General features: G+C 58.7%; 11 protein-coding genes. 8 read left to right on the top strand and 3 right to left on the bottom strand.

The annotated features are described in order from the left end of the window. Positions 1–209: 209 nt before the first annotated feature. A complete protein-coding gene (locus AB731_RS10220; RefSeq protein ID WP_047094220.1) occupies positions 210–2,006 on the bottom strand; it encodes a DEAD/DEAH box helicase in 1,797 nt (598 codons plus the stop codon). Positions 2,007–2,400: 394 nt separating this feature from the next. On the opposite strand from AB731_RS10220, the gene AB731_RS10215 reads away from it, so the two are divergent. The 6 genes from AB731_RS10215 to AB731_RS10190 all read left to right on the top strand — a co-directional run bounded on the left by AB731_RS10215 (position 2,401) and on the right by AB731_RS10190 (position 10,077). Then, positions 2,401–4,944 (top strand): glycoside hydrolase family 3 protein, encoded by a 2,544-nt coding sequence (locus AB731_RS10215; protein WP_052769042.1) that lies wholly within the window; start codon positions 2,401–2,403, stop codon positions 4,942–4,944. Positions 4,945–4,975: 31 nt separating this feature from the next. Further along, entirely contained in the window at positions 4,976–5,986 is a 1,011-nt protein-coding gene (locus AB731_RS10210) for a cupin-like domain-containing protein (protein ID WP_052769043.1), read from the top strand. A 26-nt stretch (positions 5,987–6,012) separates the two neighbouring features. Next, the gene (locus AB731_RS10205) at positions 6,013–7,065 is read left to right on the top strand and encodes a glycoside hydrolase family 5 protein (protein WP_231638918.1); all 1,053 of its coding nucleotides are present in this window, start codon (positions 6,013–6,015) and stop codon (positions 7,063–7,065) included. Positions 7,066–7,159: 94 nt separating this feature from the next. After that, positions 7,160–8,284 (top strand): fumarylacetoacetate hydrolase family protein, encoded by a 1,125-nt coding sequence (locus AB731_RS10200; protein WP_047094221.1) that lies wholly within the window; start codon positions 7,160–7,162, stop codon positions 8,282–8,284. A gap of 132 nt (positions 8,285–8,416) precedes the next feature. Next, positions 8,417–9,202, top strand: a complete 786-nt coding sequence (locus AB731_RS10195; RefSeq protein ID WP_047094222.1) for an SDR family NAD(P)-dependent oxidoreductase — start codon at positions 8,417–8,419, stop codon at positions 9,200–9,202. 38 nt (positions 9,203–9,240) lie between these two features. Continuing rightward, the gene (locus AB731_RS10190) at positions 9,241–10,077 is read left to right on the top strand and encodes an SMP-30/gluconolactonase/LRE family protein (RefSeq protein WP_231638917.1); all 837 of its coding nucleotides are present in this window, start codon (positions 9,241–9,243) and stop codon (positions 10,075–10,077) included. Between the two features lie 34 nt (positions 10,078–10,111). Here AB731_RS10190 and AB731_RS10185 read toward each other — a convergent pair whose 3' ends face one another. After that, positions 10,112–11,893 carry an IlvD/Edd family dehydratase gene (locus tag AB731_RS10185; protein WP_047094224.1) on the bottom strand — a complete coding sequence of 594 codons (1,782 nt, stop codon included), beginning with the start codon at positions 11,891–11,893 and terminating at the stop codon, positions 10,112–10,114. After that, positions 11,890–13,026 carry a LacI family DNA-binding transcriptional regulator gene (locus AB731_RS10180; RefSeq protein ID WP_082126453.1) on the bottom strand — a complete coding sequence of 379 codons (1,137 nt, stop codon included), beginning with the start codon at positions 13,024–13,026 and terminating at the stop codon, positions 11,890–11,892. The genes AB731_RS10185 and AB731_RS10180 overlap by 4 nt, the downstream gene beginning before the upstream one ends. A gap of 204 nt (positions 13,027–13,230) precedes the next feature. Here AB731_RS10180 and AB731_RS10175 point away from each other — a divergent pair, with 204 nt between their 5' ends. Both AB731_RS10175 and AB731_RS10170 read left to right on the top strand, forming a co-directional pair. After that, a complete protein-coding gene (locus AB731_RS10175) occupies positions 13,231–15,636 on the top strand; it encodes a glycoside hydrolase family 3 N-terminal domain-containing protein (protein ID WP_047094225.1) in 2,406 nt (801 codons plus the stop codon). A 29-nt stretch (positions 15,637–15,665) separates the two neighbouring features. Beyond that, positions 15,666–16,838, top strand: coding sequence for an endo-1,4-beta-xylanase (locus AB731_RS10170; RefSeq protein WP_047094226.1), 1,173 nt, complete (start codon positions 15,666–15,668; stop codon positions 16,836–16,838). Positions 16,839–16,915 lie beyond the last annotated feature (77 nt).

The raw sequence follows: 16,915 nt of genomic DNA, 5'->3' as shown, positions 1-16,915 counted from the left end.
GCCAAAGCACCTCAGCCTCAGGTTGCACACGGGAGGTCGCCAGCACGGCGTGATGGCGCAATTCCGCCAACCCCGATTCGTCTGCCGACCCCGAGACATATTGGGCAATTGCCTGCGCCAACTCTTGAAGCGGCAGCAGCTTGCAACCGGCAAGTATACACCGGTATGCGCTGTGCTTCAGCTTGATGCCCTGGCTTGGGGCTTTACATTCAAGCGCCCTTGTTTGGTTTGGGCTTGAACTTGCGCGGCTTGCCCTTGAAGGCCGGTCGATCACCGCGCGGCGCTGCGTTTGCCGCATTAGCTGCATTGCCCTTGCGGTGCGGCTTTGCCTGCGGCGGGAAGCGCTTGCCACCTGAACGTGGGCCGTTCCCGCGGGGCGGGCGCGCCGCATCACGCGGAGCTTCAGGGGACAGTTCGATCGTCACATCACCGCCGCTCTCATCGTCTCCGGCAGTGCGGACCAAGGCATCCGCGAACTTGTCCGCGATAGCGCGGGGGATCTGGAAATGCGTTTCCACCTGCCCGATGCGGATCGCGCCAACTTCGTTGCGGGTGATGTGACCACGGCGGCACAGCAGCGGCAGAACCCAGCGCGGATCGGCGTTCTGACGGCGGCCGATGTCCATGCGGAACCATACCGTGTCTTCAAACCCGGGGCGGTGGCGTTCTTTTTGTGCGTCACGGTGTGCTTCGGGCGAATTGACCAGCAATTCTTCCGGCTCGGGCATCTTGGAACGGTGGGCCTGGACCAAAAGCGCAGCGATTTCCTGCGGTGTGCGCTGGGCGAGCAACTTGTCCGCCAGTTCGCGGTCGGCTTCTGTTACTTCAACAGGTTGAAGCAGGGCCTCAAGCAAGCGTTCCCGGTCCTTTTCAAGGATGGCATCACGGTCTGGCGCGTTGATCCAATCGGCATTGATCTTCGCACTGCGCAGCATGGATTCGACCCGTCGGCGGCGCGGGAATGGCACGACGATTACGGCGGTGCCCTTCTTGCCTGCGCGGCCTGTGCGGCCGGACCTGTGCTGCAGGATTTCCGCGTCGCGAGGGATTTCGACATGGATCACAAGGCTGAGGTTCGGCAAATCGAGCCCGCGTGAGGCCACGTCGGTTGCAACACACACCTTTGCGCGCCTGTCACGCAGCGCCTGCAAGGCCTGATTACGTTCGGACTGCGAATGTTCGCCAGACAGGGCAACCGAAGCAAAGCCGCGTTCCTGCAACATCGCATGCATATGGCGCACTTTGTCGCGCGTCGCGCAGAACAGGATCGCAGTTGCTGCGTCGTGAAAGCGCAGAAGGTTGACGACGGCATTTTCGATCTCCGATGGAGAAACCGTCACCGCCTGATAGGTGATATCGCCGTGCCCGCGCTCTGTACCGGTGGTGGCGATGCGCAGGGAATTTTTCTGGTAACGTTTTGCAAGCGCCTCGATAGGACGCGGCATGGTCGCGGAAAACAGCAGGGTGCGCCGGCCATCGGGTGTCGCGTCGAGGATTTCTTCCAGCTCTTCACGGAAACCCATGTCGAGCATTTCGTCCGCTTCATCCAGCACGGCGACCTTCAATTGCGACAGGTCCAGCGCGCCGCGTTCCAGATGATCGCGCAGGCGGCCCGGCGTGCCCACGACAATGGTGGCACCGGATTTGAGAGTTCGTCGTTCCTGCGAAGGGTTCATGCCGCCAACGCATGTGGCTATTCGTGCGCCAGCCTTCTGATAAAGCCACGCAAGTTCGCGGCTAACCTGCAAGGCCAGTTCCCGGGTGGGCGCGATGACCAATGCGCTGGGGGCATTGCCATGCGGAACTCTGCCGCTGTCATCCAGCAACTGCTCCGCAAAGGCGAGCCCGAACGCTACAGTCTTGCCGGAACCAGTCTGCGCCGAAACCACCAGGTCGCGGCCAGCGGCCTCCTGCTCCAAGACCGCCATCTGCACAGGGGTCGGGCTATCATAGTCACGTTCGGCAAGCGCTTGGGCAAGGCTGGCGGGCAATTCGGGAAAAGTCATGAAACACGGGCTTTCGGGCAGCGGGAAAACAGCACCGGAAAAGCGGCGCGGTAAAGGTTGGGTATGTCGGTACGGAACTGCCGGGACTGGCCCGCAGTATCTATCGCGGTGCGTCCTACACTAAAATTACGCGCTTGGCTTTGAATATTTTGCAGTGCAGCATTTTTGGTTGCGAGGGGGCCCGCTTTGCCCAGCCACTTTCACGTAGGTGTTAGCGATACCTTTATCGTAAAGCGGTGCTGTGAATGTGAATGATTAAGCTCGATTGCGTTGCTCATCCAGCCTCTATATTTGCAGGACCTTTGTCCGAAACTGGCTCTGGACATAATAGCAATCCTGCGTAATGATAGCGCTCACATTTTGCCGTCTTGAACCGTTGAAGGAATGCTCTGGAATGAAGAATCTGTCGGGTGGGCGGCTTGGATTGAACGCTCGTACATCGGGCCTGGGCATGATGTCGGCGCTGTTGCTTTCAGGATGCGCGACTGTTCCGCCTCCCCTGGCTGAAAGAACCGAGGCTCCGTCACAGGTAGAAAGCGGCGCAGGCATTGCCAATCCTGAAATCTGGCCGGCCTACGAATATCCGGTGCCCAACCAGCCGGAAGATGAGGCACATATTGCCAGGTTGCTTTCCAGCATGACCCTGCCCGAAAAAATCGGCCAACTTATTCAGGCGGACCTGTGCTGCGTCTCGCCAGAGGATGTGCGCGAATTCAATCTCGGTTCCATTCTGGTTGGCGGCAACAGCGGGCCTTATGGTGATGACTTCGCCCCCGCCCCTGCATGGTTGAGCGCGGCGGACGATTTCTACCATGCGTCTGTCGATACATCGGATGGCGGCGCGGGTGTGCCGATCATCTGGGGCACTGATGCTGTCCATGGTCATTCCAACATCATCGGTGCGACAATTTTCCCGCATAACATCGGCCTTGGCGCCATGCGCGATCCGGAACTGATCGAGCGCATCGGCGCAGCAACGGCTGCAGAAATCCGCGTGACCGGGCAGGAATGGACTTTCGCGCCGACAGTCGCTGTGCCGCAGGATTTCCGCTGGGGCAGATCCTACGAGGGATATTCCTCCGATCCTGAACTGGTTGCATCCTATGTCGGCGCAATGGTGCGCGGATTGCAGGGCCCGGCTGACGGCGACAATCTGCTCGCCGGACCTTATGTTCTCGCTTCCACCAAGCATTTCCTTGCCGATGGCGGGACCGACAACGGCGTGGATCAGGGCGATTCCTCGATCAGTGAGGAAGAACTGCGCGATATTCACGGCCTGCCATATCGGCCTGCGATTGCAGAGGGAGTTTCAACTGTCATGGTCAGCTTCTCCGGCTGGCAAGGCCGCAAGATGACCGGCAACCAATCGCTGATTACCGGCGTGCTGAAAGAGCGGATGGATTTCGGTGGCTTCGTGGTGTCCGATTGGAATGCGCACGGACAGGTTGCCGGCTGCACCAATGAAAGCTGCCCGCAGGCGCTTATGGCTGGGATCGACATGTACATGGCACCCGACACGTGGCGCGATGTTTACGCAGACCTACTCGCCCGCGCCGAAACCGGTGAAATTCCCATGAGCCGCATCGATGATGCCGTAGCCCGCATCCTGCGCGTAAAGATGCGGTTGGGCCTGTTTGAAGCAGGTGCGCCATCGACCCGTCCGCTGTCTGGACAATATGATCTTCTCGGCTCTGCCGAGCACCGCGAGATTGCCCGGGAAGCTGTGCGCAGCTCGCTCGTCTTGCTGAAAAATCAGGATATTCTTCCCCTGGCCTCAGGCTCAAGAGTTCTGGTTGCAGGTGAAGGCACAGACGACATCGCCCGCCAATCCGGCGGGTGGACGATTACGTGGCAGGGCACCGGCCTCGAGAACAGTCAATTTCCCGGCGCGACATCAATCTGGGATGGCATCAGCAGCGCTGTTGAAGCGGGCGGCGGTAGCGCGCAGCTTTCTCCTGATGGCAGCTTCACCGCACGTCCGGATGTTGCCGTCGTGGTCTTCGGCGAGGAGCCCTACGCAGAATTTCAGGGCGACCGTGAAACGCTGGCGCTGGATAATGCTCTCACCGGGCCATACGCCACCATGCAACGCTTGCGCGAACAGGGCATTCCTGTGGTGGCCTTGATGATTACAGGGCGCCCGCTTTATGTGAACCCTGCACTTAATCTGGCCGATGCCTTTGTCGTCGCATGGCTGCCTGGCAGCGAGGGCGGCGGTATTGCCGATGTGCTGGTGGGAGACAGCTCCGGCGCTGCTCGCCACGATTTCACCGGAACGCTGCCAACGGCATGGCCGCTGACTCCCGACATGGACGACGGCGCGCTGTACGATTTCGGCTTTGGCCTCAATTACGGCTCAACTGCGAACGCATGGGCCGATTTGCCTGAGATCGAAGTTGAAAGCGCTGGCGATACCCGGGTGTGGTTCGCCAATGGAACTGTCCCTTCAAGCTGGTCTTTGCTGGTCAACGGCACCGGAGATGAAGCGCAAACCCGTATTACCGGCGTACCAGCTCAGGCGCTTTCGGGCCGCGTTAGAGTGACGGCGGAGAATTTTGTAGTGCAGGAAGGGGCGCGCCGGTTCGCTGTCGCAGAAGGCACATCTTCGATCCACCTGCGCAATTTCAACCCGCTCAATCTCGACCGGGAAACCAATGCGGACATCATGCTGCTGACAACCTTGCGCGTCTTCGATGCGCCGGACAGCGCCATGCTGGGGTCTGCAGGTGATACAAGTTCCGGCATGATCAACTTCCCCATGCCGCAAACCAATGGTTTTGTCCGCTACGGCATTCCGCTCAAATGTCTGCGCACACGCGGCGCGGACATGACACAGGTCAATCTGCCTTTCGTTCTGACAACCGAAGGCGAAACAGATTTCGCGATTGGCGAAGTGCGGCTTGGTATGGATGCGGAGGTGATCCTGGCCTGCGAATAAAAGCGGCGATTTTGGAGAAAGGGTTGGCGCAATGAAGGCAATCGAGGAAATATCCGTCGCCGATTTCGCCACCTTCCGGCGGGACATCCGGCCTGCGTATCGTCCGGTTGTGTTCCGCAACCTGCTGGAAGATTGGCCGATTGTTCAAGAAGGACGCGCCGATCCGCACCGCGCGCTCGCTTTGATAGAGCGGATGGACAGCGGTGCTCCGGCAGAAGTGATGGTGGCGCAGCCTTCAGAGAAAGGGCGCTTCTTTTACGCCCCCGATATGCGCGGGTTCAATTTCACGAAAGATCAGGCCACGCTGTCGCAATTGGCGCAACACTTGCGCCAAATCGAAAGCCAGACCGATCCTGTCGGTATTTACGCTGGTGCAGCATCTGTATCATCGCATTTGCCCCGTTTCGAGGCAGCTCACCCCTTCCCCATGCTTGGCCCTGATGACACGGCAATTCCACGCATATGGCTGGGCAATGCAACGCAAGTCGCCACCCATTTCGATCTGTCAGATAATTTCGCGGCAGTAGTGGCCGGCCGCAGGGTTTTTACCCTGTTTCCGCCTGATGCCACGAAAGACCTCTACGTTGGTCCGCTGAATGTCACGCTTGCCGGGCAACCGGTCAGCATGGTGGATCCGCTGGCTCCCGATCTGGACCGCTATCCTGACTATCCTAAAGCGCAGGATAAGGCACTGCGGGCTGAATTGGGTCCGGGCGATGTGATCTATATCCCCGCGCTATGGTGGCACCATGTGTGCTCGCTTGATCCTGTCGGAGTGTTGATCAACTACTGGCACAACGATACCGCTCACGGAGGCGGCTTTCTGGCACTGGTTCATGCCATGCTTGCGATCCGTGATCAGGAACCGGCGCAACGGGAGGCGTGGCGGGCATGGTTCGACCACATGGTGTTTGGCGAAAATGCGCCAGACGCAGCGGCGCATCTGCCTGATTATGCAAAGGGTGTGAACGGTCCGCCATCGCAGCAACGCGATGAACAAATCCGCAGGTTCCTTGTGCAGGTCCTGTCCGCCGCAAGTTGATCACATTTGAAATGGAGAATGCGCATATGATGACGTCCAAGCTCATTTTATCGGCTGCCGCAGCATCGTTGGCGCTGGCCGCCTGCGCCGCCGTCCCGGTGGCAATCCATGCGCAATCTGCAGCAACCTCCACGCGGGCGACCCCGCCTCCGCTGCCTGTGGGTACATGCATCAATATGGGCAATTCACTTGAACCCGAACAGGAAGGTTCATGGGGCGGCGCGCCGGTAGATGCTGCCGACTTCGCACGGATCAGCGCCGCCGGCTTTGACACGGTGCGCATCCCTGTTCGCTGGCACAACAAGAGCATGGAAACCGCGCCCTACACGGTCGATCCCGAATGGATGGCCCGCGTTGTCGAAGTGGTCGATATGGCCTTGGCAGAAGACCTGAACGTCATCCTCAACAGTCACCATTTCGATCCGATCTATTCCGATCCACAGGGCACAGCGCAATGGCACGGCGGCGTGTGGGACCAGATCGCCCGCCAATTCGCCGACTATCCCGAAGAGCACCTGTGGTTCGAGCTGGAAAACGAACCGCACGATCAGCTGACCCACGCCAACCTGCTTGATACGCTGGAGCCAGCCCTTGTCGCAGTTCGCGCCAGCAATCCCACGCGCGCCGTGATTATCGGTGGTGAAAACTGGAGCGGGGTGGATTCACTAGCCACCCTGCCCTTGCCCGATGATGCGAATATCCATTCGACTTTCCACTATTACGATCCATTCCCGTTCACCCATCAGGGAGCAAGCTGGACTGCCCCGAATATTCCGGAGCCTGGCAGGCAATTCGGAAGTCCGGCGGATCTGGCGCAATTGCAGCGCGATGTCGCCAAGGTTGAAACCTATATCGAACGGACCGGTAGAGTGCCCTTCATGGGAGAGACCGGCGCCTATGACCGCCACGTATCAACGCCTGAACGCGCCGCATACCACCAGGCGGTAAGAGAGGCCTTTACCCCTTCTGGAATCGGCATCTGCACATGGGCTTATGCCAATACCTTCCCCTTCTGGGACCGGCAGAGCGGCGACTGGTTGCCGGGAATGCGCGCCGCAATGGGCCTGCCGGAAGACTAACGCTTTTCTTCCCGGAGAACACACCCTTTTGGCCTTGCGCCGATAGCGCCTGAAACCTATGGTAGCGCTATCACGGGATAGGACGGGCAGGCTAATGGGCCGCGACATTGCAGAATTCTTGCCGGGCGATCATGCATCCGGAACATTTATCGGACGCGCGCAATCACCTGCGGGACCATGCGTTCTGCTGCTGAAGCACGGGCGCATTCTTGATCTTACCGCAACGGTGGCCAGCGTCTCCGGCGCAGTGGCGCGCTCCCAATTCGAAGGTGGCACAGATATCGGGGCGGTTGCAGATGGCCTGCCCGAAGGATGGCACCTGCTGTCTCCGATAGACTTGCAATGCATCAAGGCCAGCGGCGTGACGTTTGCCCTATCCGCCATAGAACGCGTGATCGAAGAACGCGCCCGAGGCGACGCATCGAAAGCATCCGAAATTCGCGGCCAGCTGGAAAGCAAGGTAGGCGCCGGCATCCGCTCCGTTGTTCCGGGCAGCGCAGATGCCGAGCAGCTCAAGCAGGTCCTCATTTCCGAGGGGATGTGGTCGCAATATCTTGAAGTGGCGATCGGGCCGGATGCAGAGATCTTCTCCAAATCGCCGGTGTTGTCTTCAGTTGGCTGCGGCGCCCAGATCGGGATCCGCTCTGACTCGGTGTGGAACAATCCCGAACCCGAAATCGTCCTGATCTGTGATCCCGACGGAAAAATCGTCGGCGCGACGCTTGGCAATGATGTGAACCTGCGCGATTTCGAAGGCCGCTCTGCCCTGCTGCTTTCTACTGCAAAGGACAACACTGCCAGTTGCGCCATCGGGCCGTTCATCCGGTTATTCGATGACGGCTTCACCATTGACGATGTGCGCCAGGCCGATGTCGAATTGGTTGTGCAGGGAACCGATGGTTACCGGCTGTCAGGGGTAAATCTGATGAGCGAAATCAGTCGTGACCCGCTGGAGCTGGTGCGGCAATGCATCGCGCAGCATCACTATCCCGATGGTTTCGTGCTGTTCTGCGGCACGCTGTTTGCGCCGACGCAAGACCGCGATACGCCCGGTGCGGGCTTCACCCACAAACTGGGCGACGTAGTGACGATCAAGTCGGAACGGCTCGGCCAGCTGACCAACACTGTCACCACGTCGAATGACGCCCCGGCCTGGAGCATGGGCATTGGTGAATTTGTGCGCAACTTGTCCAATCGTGCCGTGATTGACCGGATCTGACAGGCTGATGTGCTATCGGATTTTGGTTTGTTGGAGCTGCGAGGATTGGGAACTACGGATGACACCAGCGCGAGCGACACTTCTGGCGCCAGGATATGGGGGGCACAATGACCAAGCTTCGGGATCACCTGAATGACTGAAGAGACTTCATCTTCTGTGACAGCAGCAGCAGTCTATCCCAGCCTGCTGGACAAGCGCGTGATTATCAGCGGCGGCGGATCGGGAATTGGCGCGGGCATCGTTGAAGGCTTCGTTCGCCAAGGCGCAAGGGTTGCCTTTGTGGATGTGCAGGACGCGGCAAGCGAAGCGCTTTGTGCGCGCCTTGCAGATGCTGCGCATCAACCGGTTTACCGCCATTGCGACATCACCGACACGGATGGTTACTCCCGTTGCATTTCCAGCCTCGTTGATCGGCTTGGCGGCTGCGACGTAATAATCAACAACGCCGGTAATGATGATCGCCATGCAATTGCGGACGTGACCAGCGAGTATTGGGACCAGCGCATGGCCGTGAACCTCAAGCATCACTTTTTCGCAGCCAAAACCGTTGCCCCGGCCATGCGGAACGCCGGAGGCGGTGCTATCATCAATCTGGGTTCGATCAGTTGGCACCTCGGGCTGGAAAATCTGACAGTTTATCAGACCGCCAAGGCCGCCATTGAAGGTCTTACGCGAAGTCTGGCCCGCGAACTTGGCCCCGACAATATCCGTGTGAATGCTATTTTGCCGGGCAATGTCCAGACGCCCCGGCAGCAGGAATGGTACACCCCGGAACAGGAAGACGAAATTGTCGAGGCGCAGTGCCTGCCTGGCCGCATCCAGCCTGCCGATATCGCGGCCATGGCCATGTTCCTTGCATCAGATGATGCGCGGTTTTGCAGCGGCCACAATTATTGGGTTGATGCCGGATGGAGATAGATTTGCCAGTTCGCCAATTGTTAAACGCAGACAGCAAGTTGGGCGAAGGGGTCCTGTGGGACGCGGCGCGCGGAGTAGTGTGGTTTGTCGATATCAAGCAGCACCGACTGTGGCATTATGATCCTGATACCGGCAGCAATTCCTTTACAGAAGCGCCGGGCCAGATCGGCTGGGCGTTGCCTGCTGATAACGGCATGTTGCTGTGCGGACTGCAGGACGGGCTGTATGTCTTCCATCCTGAATTGAGCACCTTCGAAAAGCTGGCGGCGGTTCCGGGTGAGCCTGCGGCCAACCGGCTCAACGATGCCTGCACCGACCCGTGGGGGCGCGTTTGGTTCGGATCTATGGATGATACAGAAAGCGCGGCATCCGGCAGGTTTTATTGTTTCGACAGAGGCGAAATCACGCCCGCAGGCCCTTCCGGCATCACGATCACCAATGGTCCGGCGGTCAACGCGCAAGGCGACCGCATCTATTTTACAGATACAACCGCACAGAAGATCATGGTCGCCAATTTGACACCAGACGGCGTTGGCGAAGCGCGACCCTTTGCCGATACCGGTGCGCTATTTCCTGATGCCTACCCCGATGGACCGGTGGTAGATGCAGAAGACCACGTCTGGACCGGGCTGTATCTTGGCGGACGAGTTGCGCGGTTTTCGCCTGATGGAGAATTGACCGCAACCATAGATATGCCTGCCCGTGATATCACCAAGTTGGCCTTTGGCGGCGCGGATTTCCGCACAGGTTATGTAACAAGCGCGACGAAGAACATGACCGAAGATGATATGGCGCTATATCCGCAGGCTGGCAGCCTGTTCGCCTTCGATGCGCCGGTCGCAGGCTTTGCCCAAACACGGGTACGGATCGGCTGAAAACCCATTGTGCGTTGAGGATTGATCTCGACTGTCAGTGATTGTGACGCGGCAATTTTCTGGATGTGCCACGATATTTCAGTGCAAAATCCATGGTCCCGCCGCGATCGAGCTGGCCCGTCTTCTCGCGGAACAGTTCTTCCCAAGGGGTTTGCGATTCTGGCACTCGCGGTGCTGGCTCTTCTGCTTGCCTTCGTGCGATTTCGGCGTCTTCCACCAACGCATTGCATGATCCAGCATTGAGATCGACGCGGATGGTGTCACCCGTGCGCAGCCAGGCCAACCCGCCGCCAACAGCGCTCTCCGGCGAAATGTTGAGGATGGAAGGGCTGTCGCTTGTACCTGACTGGCGTCCATCACCCAGTGTCGGGAGCGATTGGATCCCGCGTTTCAATAGACTGTCTGGCGGCTGCATGTTGACGACTTCCGCGCTGCCCGGCCACCCGATCACCCCCGATCCGCGGATTACCAATATGCAATCCTCGTCGATTTCCAGCGAAGGATCGTTGATCCGGTGGTGATAATCGTCCGATCCGTCAAAAACGATCGCGCGGGCTTCGAAAACGTTTTCATTCCCTGGGCGCGACAGATAACGCGCGCGGAAATCGTCGGAGATGACGGAGGCTTTCAGGATACCAAAGTCGAACAGGTTTCCTTTCAGGACAAGGAAGCCTGCCCGTTCCATCAAGGGATCGGCAAAAGGCCGGATCATCTCACGGTCATGGCTTTCACGGCCAGACAGGTTTGCAGCCATCGCCGTGCCGGTACAGGTTATGCAGTCACCGCGAAGTTTGCCTGCATTAAGCAATTCCCACATGGCGGCAGGCACACCGCCTGCGCGGTGGAAGCGCTCGCCCAGATACTCGCCAGCGGGCTGCATATTCACCAACAACGGCAAGTCATATCCGTGTTGCTGCCACGCGTGAGGATCGAGATCGACACCGGCATGTGCCGCCATCGCCTGGATATGCGGCTGGGCGTTGCTGGAACCGCCTATGACCGAGACAGTAGCAATCGCATTGACGAAAGCATCAGGGGTGAGGATGTCAGAAGGCTTCAGGTCTTCCTGCACCATTTCAACAATACGCCTGCCCGTGCGATAGGCGTATTGCCCCCGCTCCCGGTATGGCGCCGGCACCGCAGCGCAGCCGGTCAGGCTCATGCCAAGTGCTTCTGCCACTGCATTCATGGTGCTGGCTGTGCCCATGGAGTTGCAATGTCCGGCAGACGGAGCGCTGCTGGTCGCCCGGTCCAGAAATTCTTCCTCGTCGATTTCACCAGCTGCAAGTTTGCGCCTGCTGCGCCAGATGACGGTGCCGGAACCGACCAGTTCCCCGTCATGCCAGCCATCCAGCATCGGCCCGCCAGAAAGTACGATGGCGGGAATATCAACGGTGCTGGCGGCCATGATCTGGCTTGGCGTGGTCTTGTCGCACCCTGTTGTCAGGACGACCCCGTCAATCGGATACCCGTTCAGCAGTTCTACCAACCCGAGGTATAACAGATTGCGATCAAGCGCTGCTGTAGGTCGGCGGCAGTTTTCGAATATGGGGTGAACCGGGAATTCGATGGGAATTCCGCCCGCGTCGCGAATGCCATCGCGGGTGCGCTTCGCCAGTTCGATATGTATGCGGTTGCACGGTGAGAGATCGCTACCGCTTTGGGCGATGCCGATGATCGGTTTGCCGCTGCGCAGTTCTTCCGGGGTCACCCCGTAATTCATGAACCGCTCCAGATAGAGCGCGGTCATGTCCATCCGTTCCGGATTGTCGAACCAATCGCGCGATCTCAGGCGGCGTTCGGGCGACTTGGTCATTTTACTGATCGGCCTTCGACAATATCTTCGCGGCGATTTCCTGCAAGGCTTGGGGCAGCATCAGACTCACGGCGGATGAGTTTGTAGGGCATGATGGTCTGTTCCGGCTCCCGCCGTTCACCCGAATTGCGTTCTCTGGTGATGCGCGCGATGGCTGCCACAGCCCATGCGGTCATTTCGCGGATTGGCTGGCGAATGGTTGTCAATTCCGGCCAGATGGTGCTGGCCATCGCGGTATCATCGAATCCACACACCGTAATATCGTTCGGCACATCAAGGTGTAGCCGGTGCGCTACCGCGACAGTTGCCGCTGCCATGTCATCATTGCTGGCAAAAATTGCGGTTGGCCTTGGCGAAACACCGAGCAGCTTTTCTGCCCCGGCCATGCCGGACCGGTACGTAAAGCGGCCCTGAACGACAAGATCGTCGATTAATTCCAGACCCGCATCTTCCAATGCCGCGCGATATCCTTCCAGCCTGCGTCCGCTGGCGACCTGTTCGGGATTGCCGATAATAAAGCCAATCCGCTTGTGACCCAGATCAATGATATGCTTGGTCATATCGTAACCAGCCTGAAAATCATCAATCATCACAGCGCCATGTGATCCGCTGGCTTTCCCCTGCCCGACAGCAATCGCAATGCCATCAACTTCTGTCACAGCGTCCAGAACGCGTTGATCGTCACAGAGCGGGGGCGGCAATACAAATCCGCTTATGCCGGTTTCGCTCAGGCGTTTGATGAGCGGGATGGCGTCAGCTGTTTTTTCACAGCTTTCGACAACAATGTGGATGTCCTTGCGACTGGCTTCTTCAAGCGCGCCCATAAGGAATTCGCTGAGATATGACGCAGAAGGGTTGTCGAAGACCAGAGCGATGCGAAGCTGCTTTCCCCCTGCAAGGCTGCGTGCGGCGCGGTTGGGAGAGTAATTCAGTTTCGCGATTGCATTGAGCACATTCTGGCGCGTCTCGTCGCGAACATTGCCTTCCCCGTTGACGACACGGCTGACCGTCATCGGCGAACACCGGGCCTCGCCCGCTACGTCGCCAATGGTCGGTGCAGAACTTTTTCTGCGGGAGCCACGCTTCCGCGCGTGCTTGGTATCGCTATCCTTGTCCGTCATCACGTCTGCCATAGCCATGTGTTATCCCGCGCAGCAAGTAGGCTTGCGCTCTTTCGTGCGTGCAGATTTTAGCAGATACCAACGAATGGCGAAAATCTCGTAATCTCGAAAATGCCGTTTTCTTCCGGTTGACAAGAATCGCTGCGATCATCATGGTAGCGCTACCATTTAGAGGCGTGGCGTCAAGAGTCGCATTGCCGGGAAGAGGATTTTTGCATGAAGAATTTGCTGCGCGCTGCGTTGTTTGCCGGTGCTGCCACTATAATGACCACAGGCCCGTCGGCCTTGCCGGCCAGCGCACAGGGATCGATTTCGTCAGAGCGGCCGATAGCTGATGCGGCATACTGGAACGCAGAATTGCCTGTGGAACAGCGCGTGGCAGATTTGCTCGCCCGCATGACACTGGAAGAAAAAGTCGCGCAGATGATTACCATCTGGAACGACAAGCCCGAAATCCAGAACGAAGCCAACTTTTTCGATCCGGCACTTGCCAGCGCGCGCTACCCTGACGGGCTCGGCTTTTTTGCGCGGCCCAGCGATCTGATCGGCCCGGGCAGCCCGCGCGTGAATGCGCCCCGATCGATTGAAGAAAGCATTGCCTATGTCAACGCCATCCAGCGCTGGGCGCGCGAAGATACACGGCTTGGCATCCCTGTTTTGCTGCATGAGGAATCGCTGCATGGCCTGGCCGCGCGCGATGCCACCAGCTTCCCGCAGTCCATCGGCCTTGCTTCCACCTGGGACACCGGCCTGGTGCGCGATGTAAACGATTACATCGCCAGCGAAGTGCGCGCACGCGGTGTGCATCAGGTGCTTTCCCCCGTAGTGGACGTAGCCCGTGACCCACGCTGGGGCCGGATCGAGGAAACCTTCGGTGAAGATCCCTATCTGGTAGGCGAGATGGGCGTTGCGGCAGTCGAGGGCCTGCAGGGCGTAGGCACAGATCGTCAGCTTGGTGAAGGTCAGGTGATGGCGACGCTGAAACATATGACCGGCCACGGACAGCCGGAAAGCGGCACCAATATCGGCCCGGCACAGATTTCGGAGCGGACTTTACGTGAAATGTTCTTCCCGCCTTTCCAGCAAGTCGTGGAGCGCACCGCAATCGATGCCGTCATGGCAAGCTATAATGAAATTGACGGCATCCCGAGCCATTCCAACCAGTGGCTGCTGGACGATATTCTGCGGGGTGAATGGGGATACCAAGGGGCTGTCGTATCCGATTATTACGCCATCGAAGAAATGGTCAATCGCCATCGCATAGCCGGGGATATTCCTGCCGCAGCCGTGCTTGCCATGAATGCCGGTGTGGACGTCGATCTGCCAAGCGGAATCGCCTATTCCAACCTTTCTGCACTGGTGGCCGACGGGCAAATATCAATGGGCCAGATCGATCTGGCTGTTACTCGCGTACTTACGATGAAGTTCAACGCTGGCCTGTTCGAACAGCCGTTCGTAACAGACACCGCAACAGCACTGCGGTCCAACACGGAAGAAGGGATCGCCCTCGCCCGGACTGCGGCGGAACGTTCGCTCGTGCTCCTGAAAAATGACGGTGTGCTGCCACTGGCCATGCCCGAGCCTGGAAGCCGCCCGACCATCGCCGTGATCGGGCCGAACAGCGACGTTGCCCGCCTTGGCGGATATTACGGCATCCCGCGCGATACCGTCACTCCGCTGGAAGGCATCCGCGCGTTGCTGGGCGACAGTGCAGATATCGTGCACGCGCCCGGCGTTGTGATCACGTTGGACGACGACTGGTGGGAAGACGAGGTGGAACTTGCCGACCCGGCCGAGAACCGCCGCATGATTGCAGAAGCCGTCGAGGCCGCCCGCGGGGCTGATGTCATCCTGCTTTTTATCGGCGATACCGAGCAAACCAGCCGCGAAGGTTGGGCAGAATCGCATCTAGGTGATCGCACCAGCCTTGATCTTGTAGGCGAGCAGAACGAACTTTTCATGGCTCTAGAAGCGCTCGATGCGCCGATCGTCTCGGTTCTCGTGAATGGCCGCCCGCCAAGCTATCCGGCCATCGCCGAACGTTCCGATGCTATTCTGGAAACGTGGTATGCTGGCGAACAACAGGGCAGCGCGATTGCCGATGCCCTGTTCGGGCGGGTGAACCCGGGTGGGAAGTTGCCGGTCACGGTGGTCCGTAATGTCGGTCAGGTGCCGTCATTCTACAATCACAAGCCAAGCGCACGGCGCGGTTACCTATTCGATGATGCGTCCCCGCTTTATCCGTTCGGGTTAGGGCTTTCCTATTCGGAATTCACTTTCGGCACACCGTCGCTTTCCTCCGGTATGATCGGAATCGGCGAAGGGGTTACAGTCCGCGTGCCCGTGACCAATATTTCGCAGATCGAAGGCGATGAAGTCATACAGGTCTATCTGCGGGACGAGGTCAGTTCCGTTACGCGGCCTGTCAAGCAACTGGCCGGCTTTCAGCGCGTGACCATTCAGCCGGGGCAAACTGCGCAGGTCGATATCACAATCGATGCCGATGCCTTTTCATTCTGGAACCGCGATATGGAATTCGTGACCGAGCCAGGAGAATTCACGTTGATGGTGGGCCCCAATTCGGTGGATCTGACTGAAGTTACGCTGACAGTAACCGAATGAAATCGCAGGCAGCAGGGGATATTCAGACCATGCAAAATCACTTCGAGATAGACCGCCGCGCTGCCTTGGCAGGACTTGCAGCCGTGCCGCTGTCGGCCTGTGCTGCGCGAATGCCTGGGCCTGGCGCCAGCGAAGCCACCCCGGCAGAAAGCCTTGATGCGATTGCCATGCGTGGCGGACGCCGTTTTGGCTCCGCTATCGCATCTACTCCGGGCAATGCCGATGCGGGATCAGTGCAAAACCCGCGTTATACCGCCGTGATTGAGGCCGAATGCGGCCTGGTCGTGCCTGAAAATGAAATGAAGTGGCAGGCCATCCGGCCCGATGCGCAGTCTTATGATTTTTCGCGGATGGATTCCATCGTCGCATGGGCACAGGCGAGTGGGCAGGAGGTGCGCGGGCATACGCTGCTCTGGCATCGCCCGCAGTGGTTTCCTGACTGGCTGAACAATTATGATTTCGGGGCCAGTCCGGCGTCTGAAGCAGCGCGTTTGCTGACCGATCATATTCGCACCGTCACAAACCGCTATCGCGGCACGATCAGCAGCTATGACGTGGTGAATGAAGCGATAGATCATGACCGCAATGCGCCTATCGAAACCAGCCTGAGCCGGGCAATGGGTTCCCCCGAGGCGGTGATTGATCTGGCCTTCCATACGGCGCGCGAGCAGCTTCCCGAAGGCCAGCTTGTTTATAATGATTATATGAGCTGGGAGCCTGCACATCTGAAGCACTGCGCCGATGTATTGCGGCTGCTGGAAGGTATGGTGTCGCGCGGCGTTCCGGTCGATGCTCTCGGCATACAGTCGCATATCGAGATGTTCGAGATTGATCCGGCGACCGGCGTTGGCCCCTATGCGGAACGCCAGTGGCGCGCATTCCTGGATGAAGTTACCGGCATGGGACTGCGGCTCCTGATTACCGAATTCGACGTGAAAGACGCAGCTCTGCCCGGCGATATCGCCACTCGCGATAGGAAGGTGGCTGACTACACTCGCCGCTATTTTGATCTGATGCTGGAATATGACGCACATCTGGACGACATTCTCGCTTGGGGAATGGTCGATCAGTACAATTGGCTGCAATATTTCGGGAATGCGGCCCGGCCTGACGGGCTGGAAATTCGCGGTGCACCTTATTCCAGCGACTATCAGGCAAAACCAATCCGCGATGCCATAGCGCAATCACTCGCCAGCGCCTGACGCGCGCCTGCGGGCAGGTGTAGCCGTCTTAATCAATCTCTCCATCACTGCACAAAAAGAGGGCCGCCCGGCAAGTT

The sequence above is a fragment of the Aurantiacibacter marinus genome, assembly GCF_001021555.1.
Taxonomy (GTDB): domain Bacteria; phylum Pseudomonadota; class Alphaproteobacteria; order Sphingomonadales; family Sphingomonadaceae; genus Alteraurantiacibacter; species Alteraurantiacibacter marinus.
This window is presented reverse-complemented; position numbering and strand designations above follow the sequence as displayed.

Coding starts and splice junctions, on each gene's coding strand:
- AB731_RS10220 (WP_047094220.1), bottom strand. CDS start 2,006: ATGACTTTTCCCGAATTGCCCGCCAGCCTTGCCCAAGCGCTTGCCGAA.
- AB731_RS10215 (WP_052769042.1), top strand. CDS start 2,401: ATGAAGAATCTGTCGGGTGGGCGGCTTGGATTGAACGCTCGTACATCG.
- AB731_RS10210 (WP_052769043.1), top strand. CDS start 4,976: ATGAAGGCAATCGAGGAAATATCCGTCGCCGATTTCGCCACCTTCCGG.
- AB731_RS10205 (WP_231638918.1), top strand. CDS start 6,013: ATGATGACGTCCAAGCTCATTTTATCGGCTGCCGCAGCATCGTTGGCG.
- AB731_RS10200 (WP_047094221.1), top strand. CDS start 7,160: ATGGGCCGCGACATTGCAGAATTCTTGCCGGGCGATCATGCATCCGGA.
- AB731_RS10195 (WP_047094222.1), top strand. CDS start 8,417: ATGACTGAAGAGACTTCATCTTCTGTGACAGCAGCAGCAGTCTATCCC.
- AB731_RS10185 (WP_047094224.1), bottom strand. CDS start 11,893: ATGACCAAGTCGCCCGAACGCCGCCTGAGATCGCGCGATTGGTTCGAC.
- AB731_RS10180 (WP_082126453.1), bottom strand. CDS start 13,026: ATGGCAGACGTGATGACGGACAAGGATAGCGATACCAAGCACGCGCGG.
- AB731_RS10175 (WP_047094225.1), top strand. CDS start 13,231: ATGAAGAATTTGCTGCGCGCTGCGTTGTTTGCCGGTGCTGCCACTATA.
- AB731_RS10170 (WP_047094226.1), top strand. CDS start 15,666: ATGCAAAATCACTTCGAGATAGACCGCCGCGCTGCCTTGGCAGGACTT.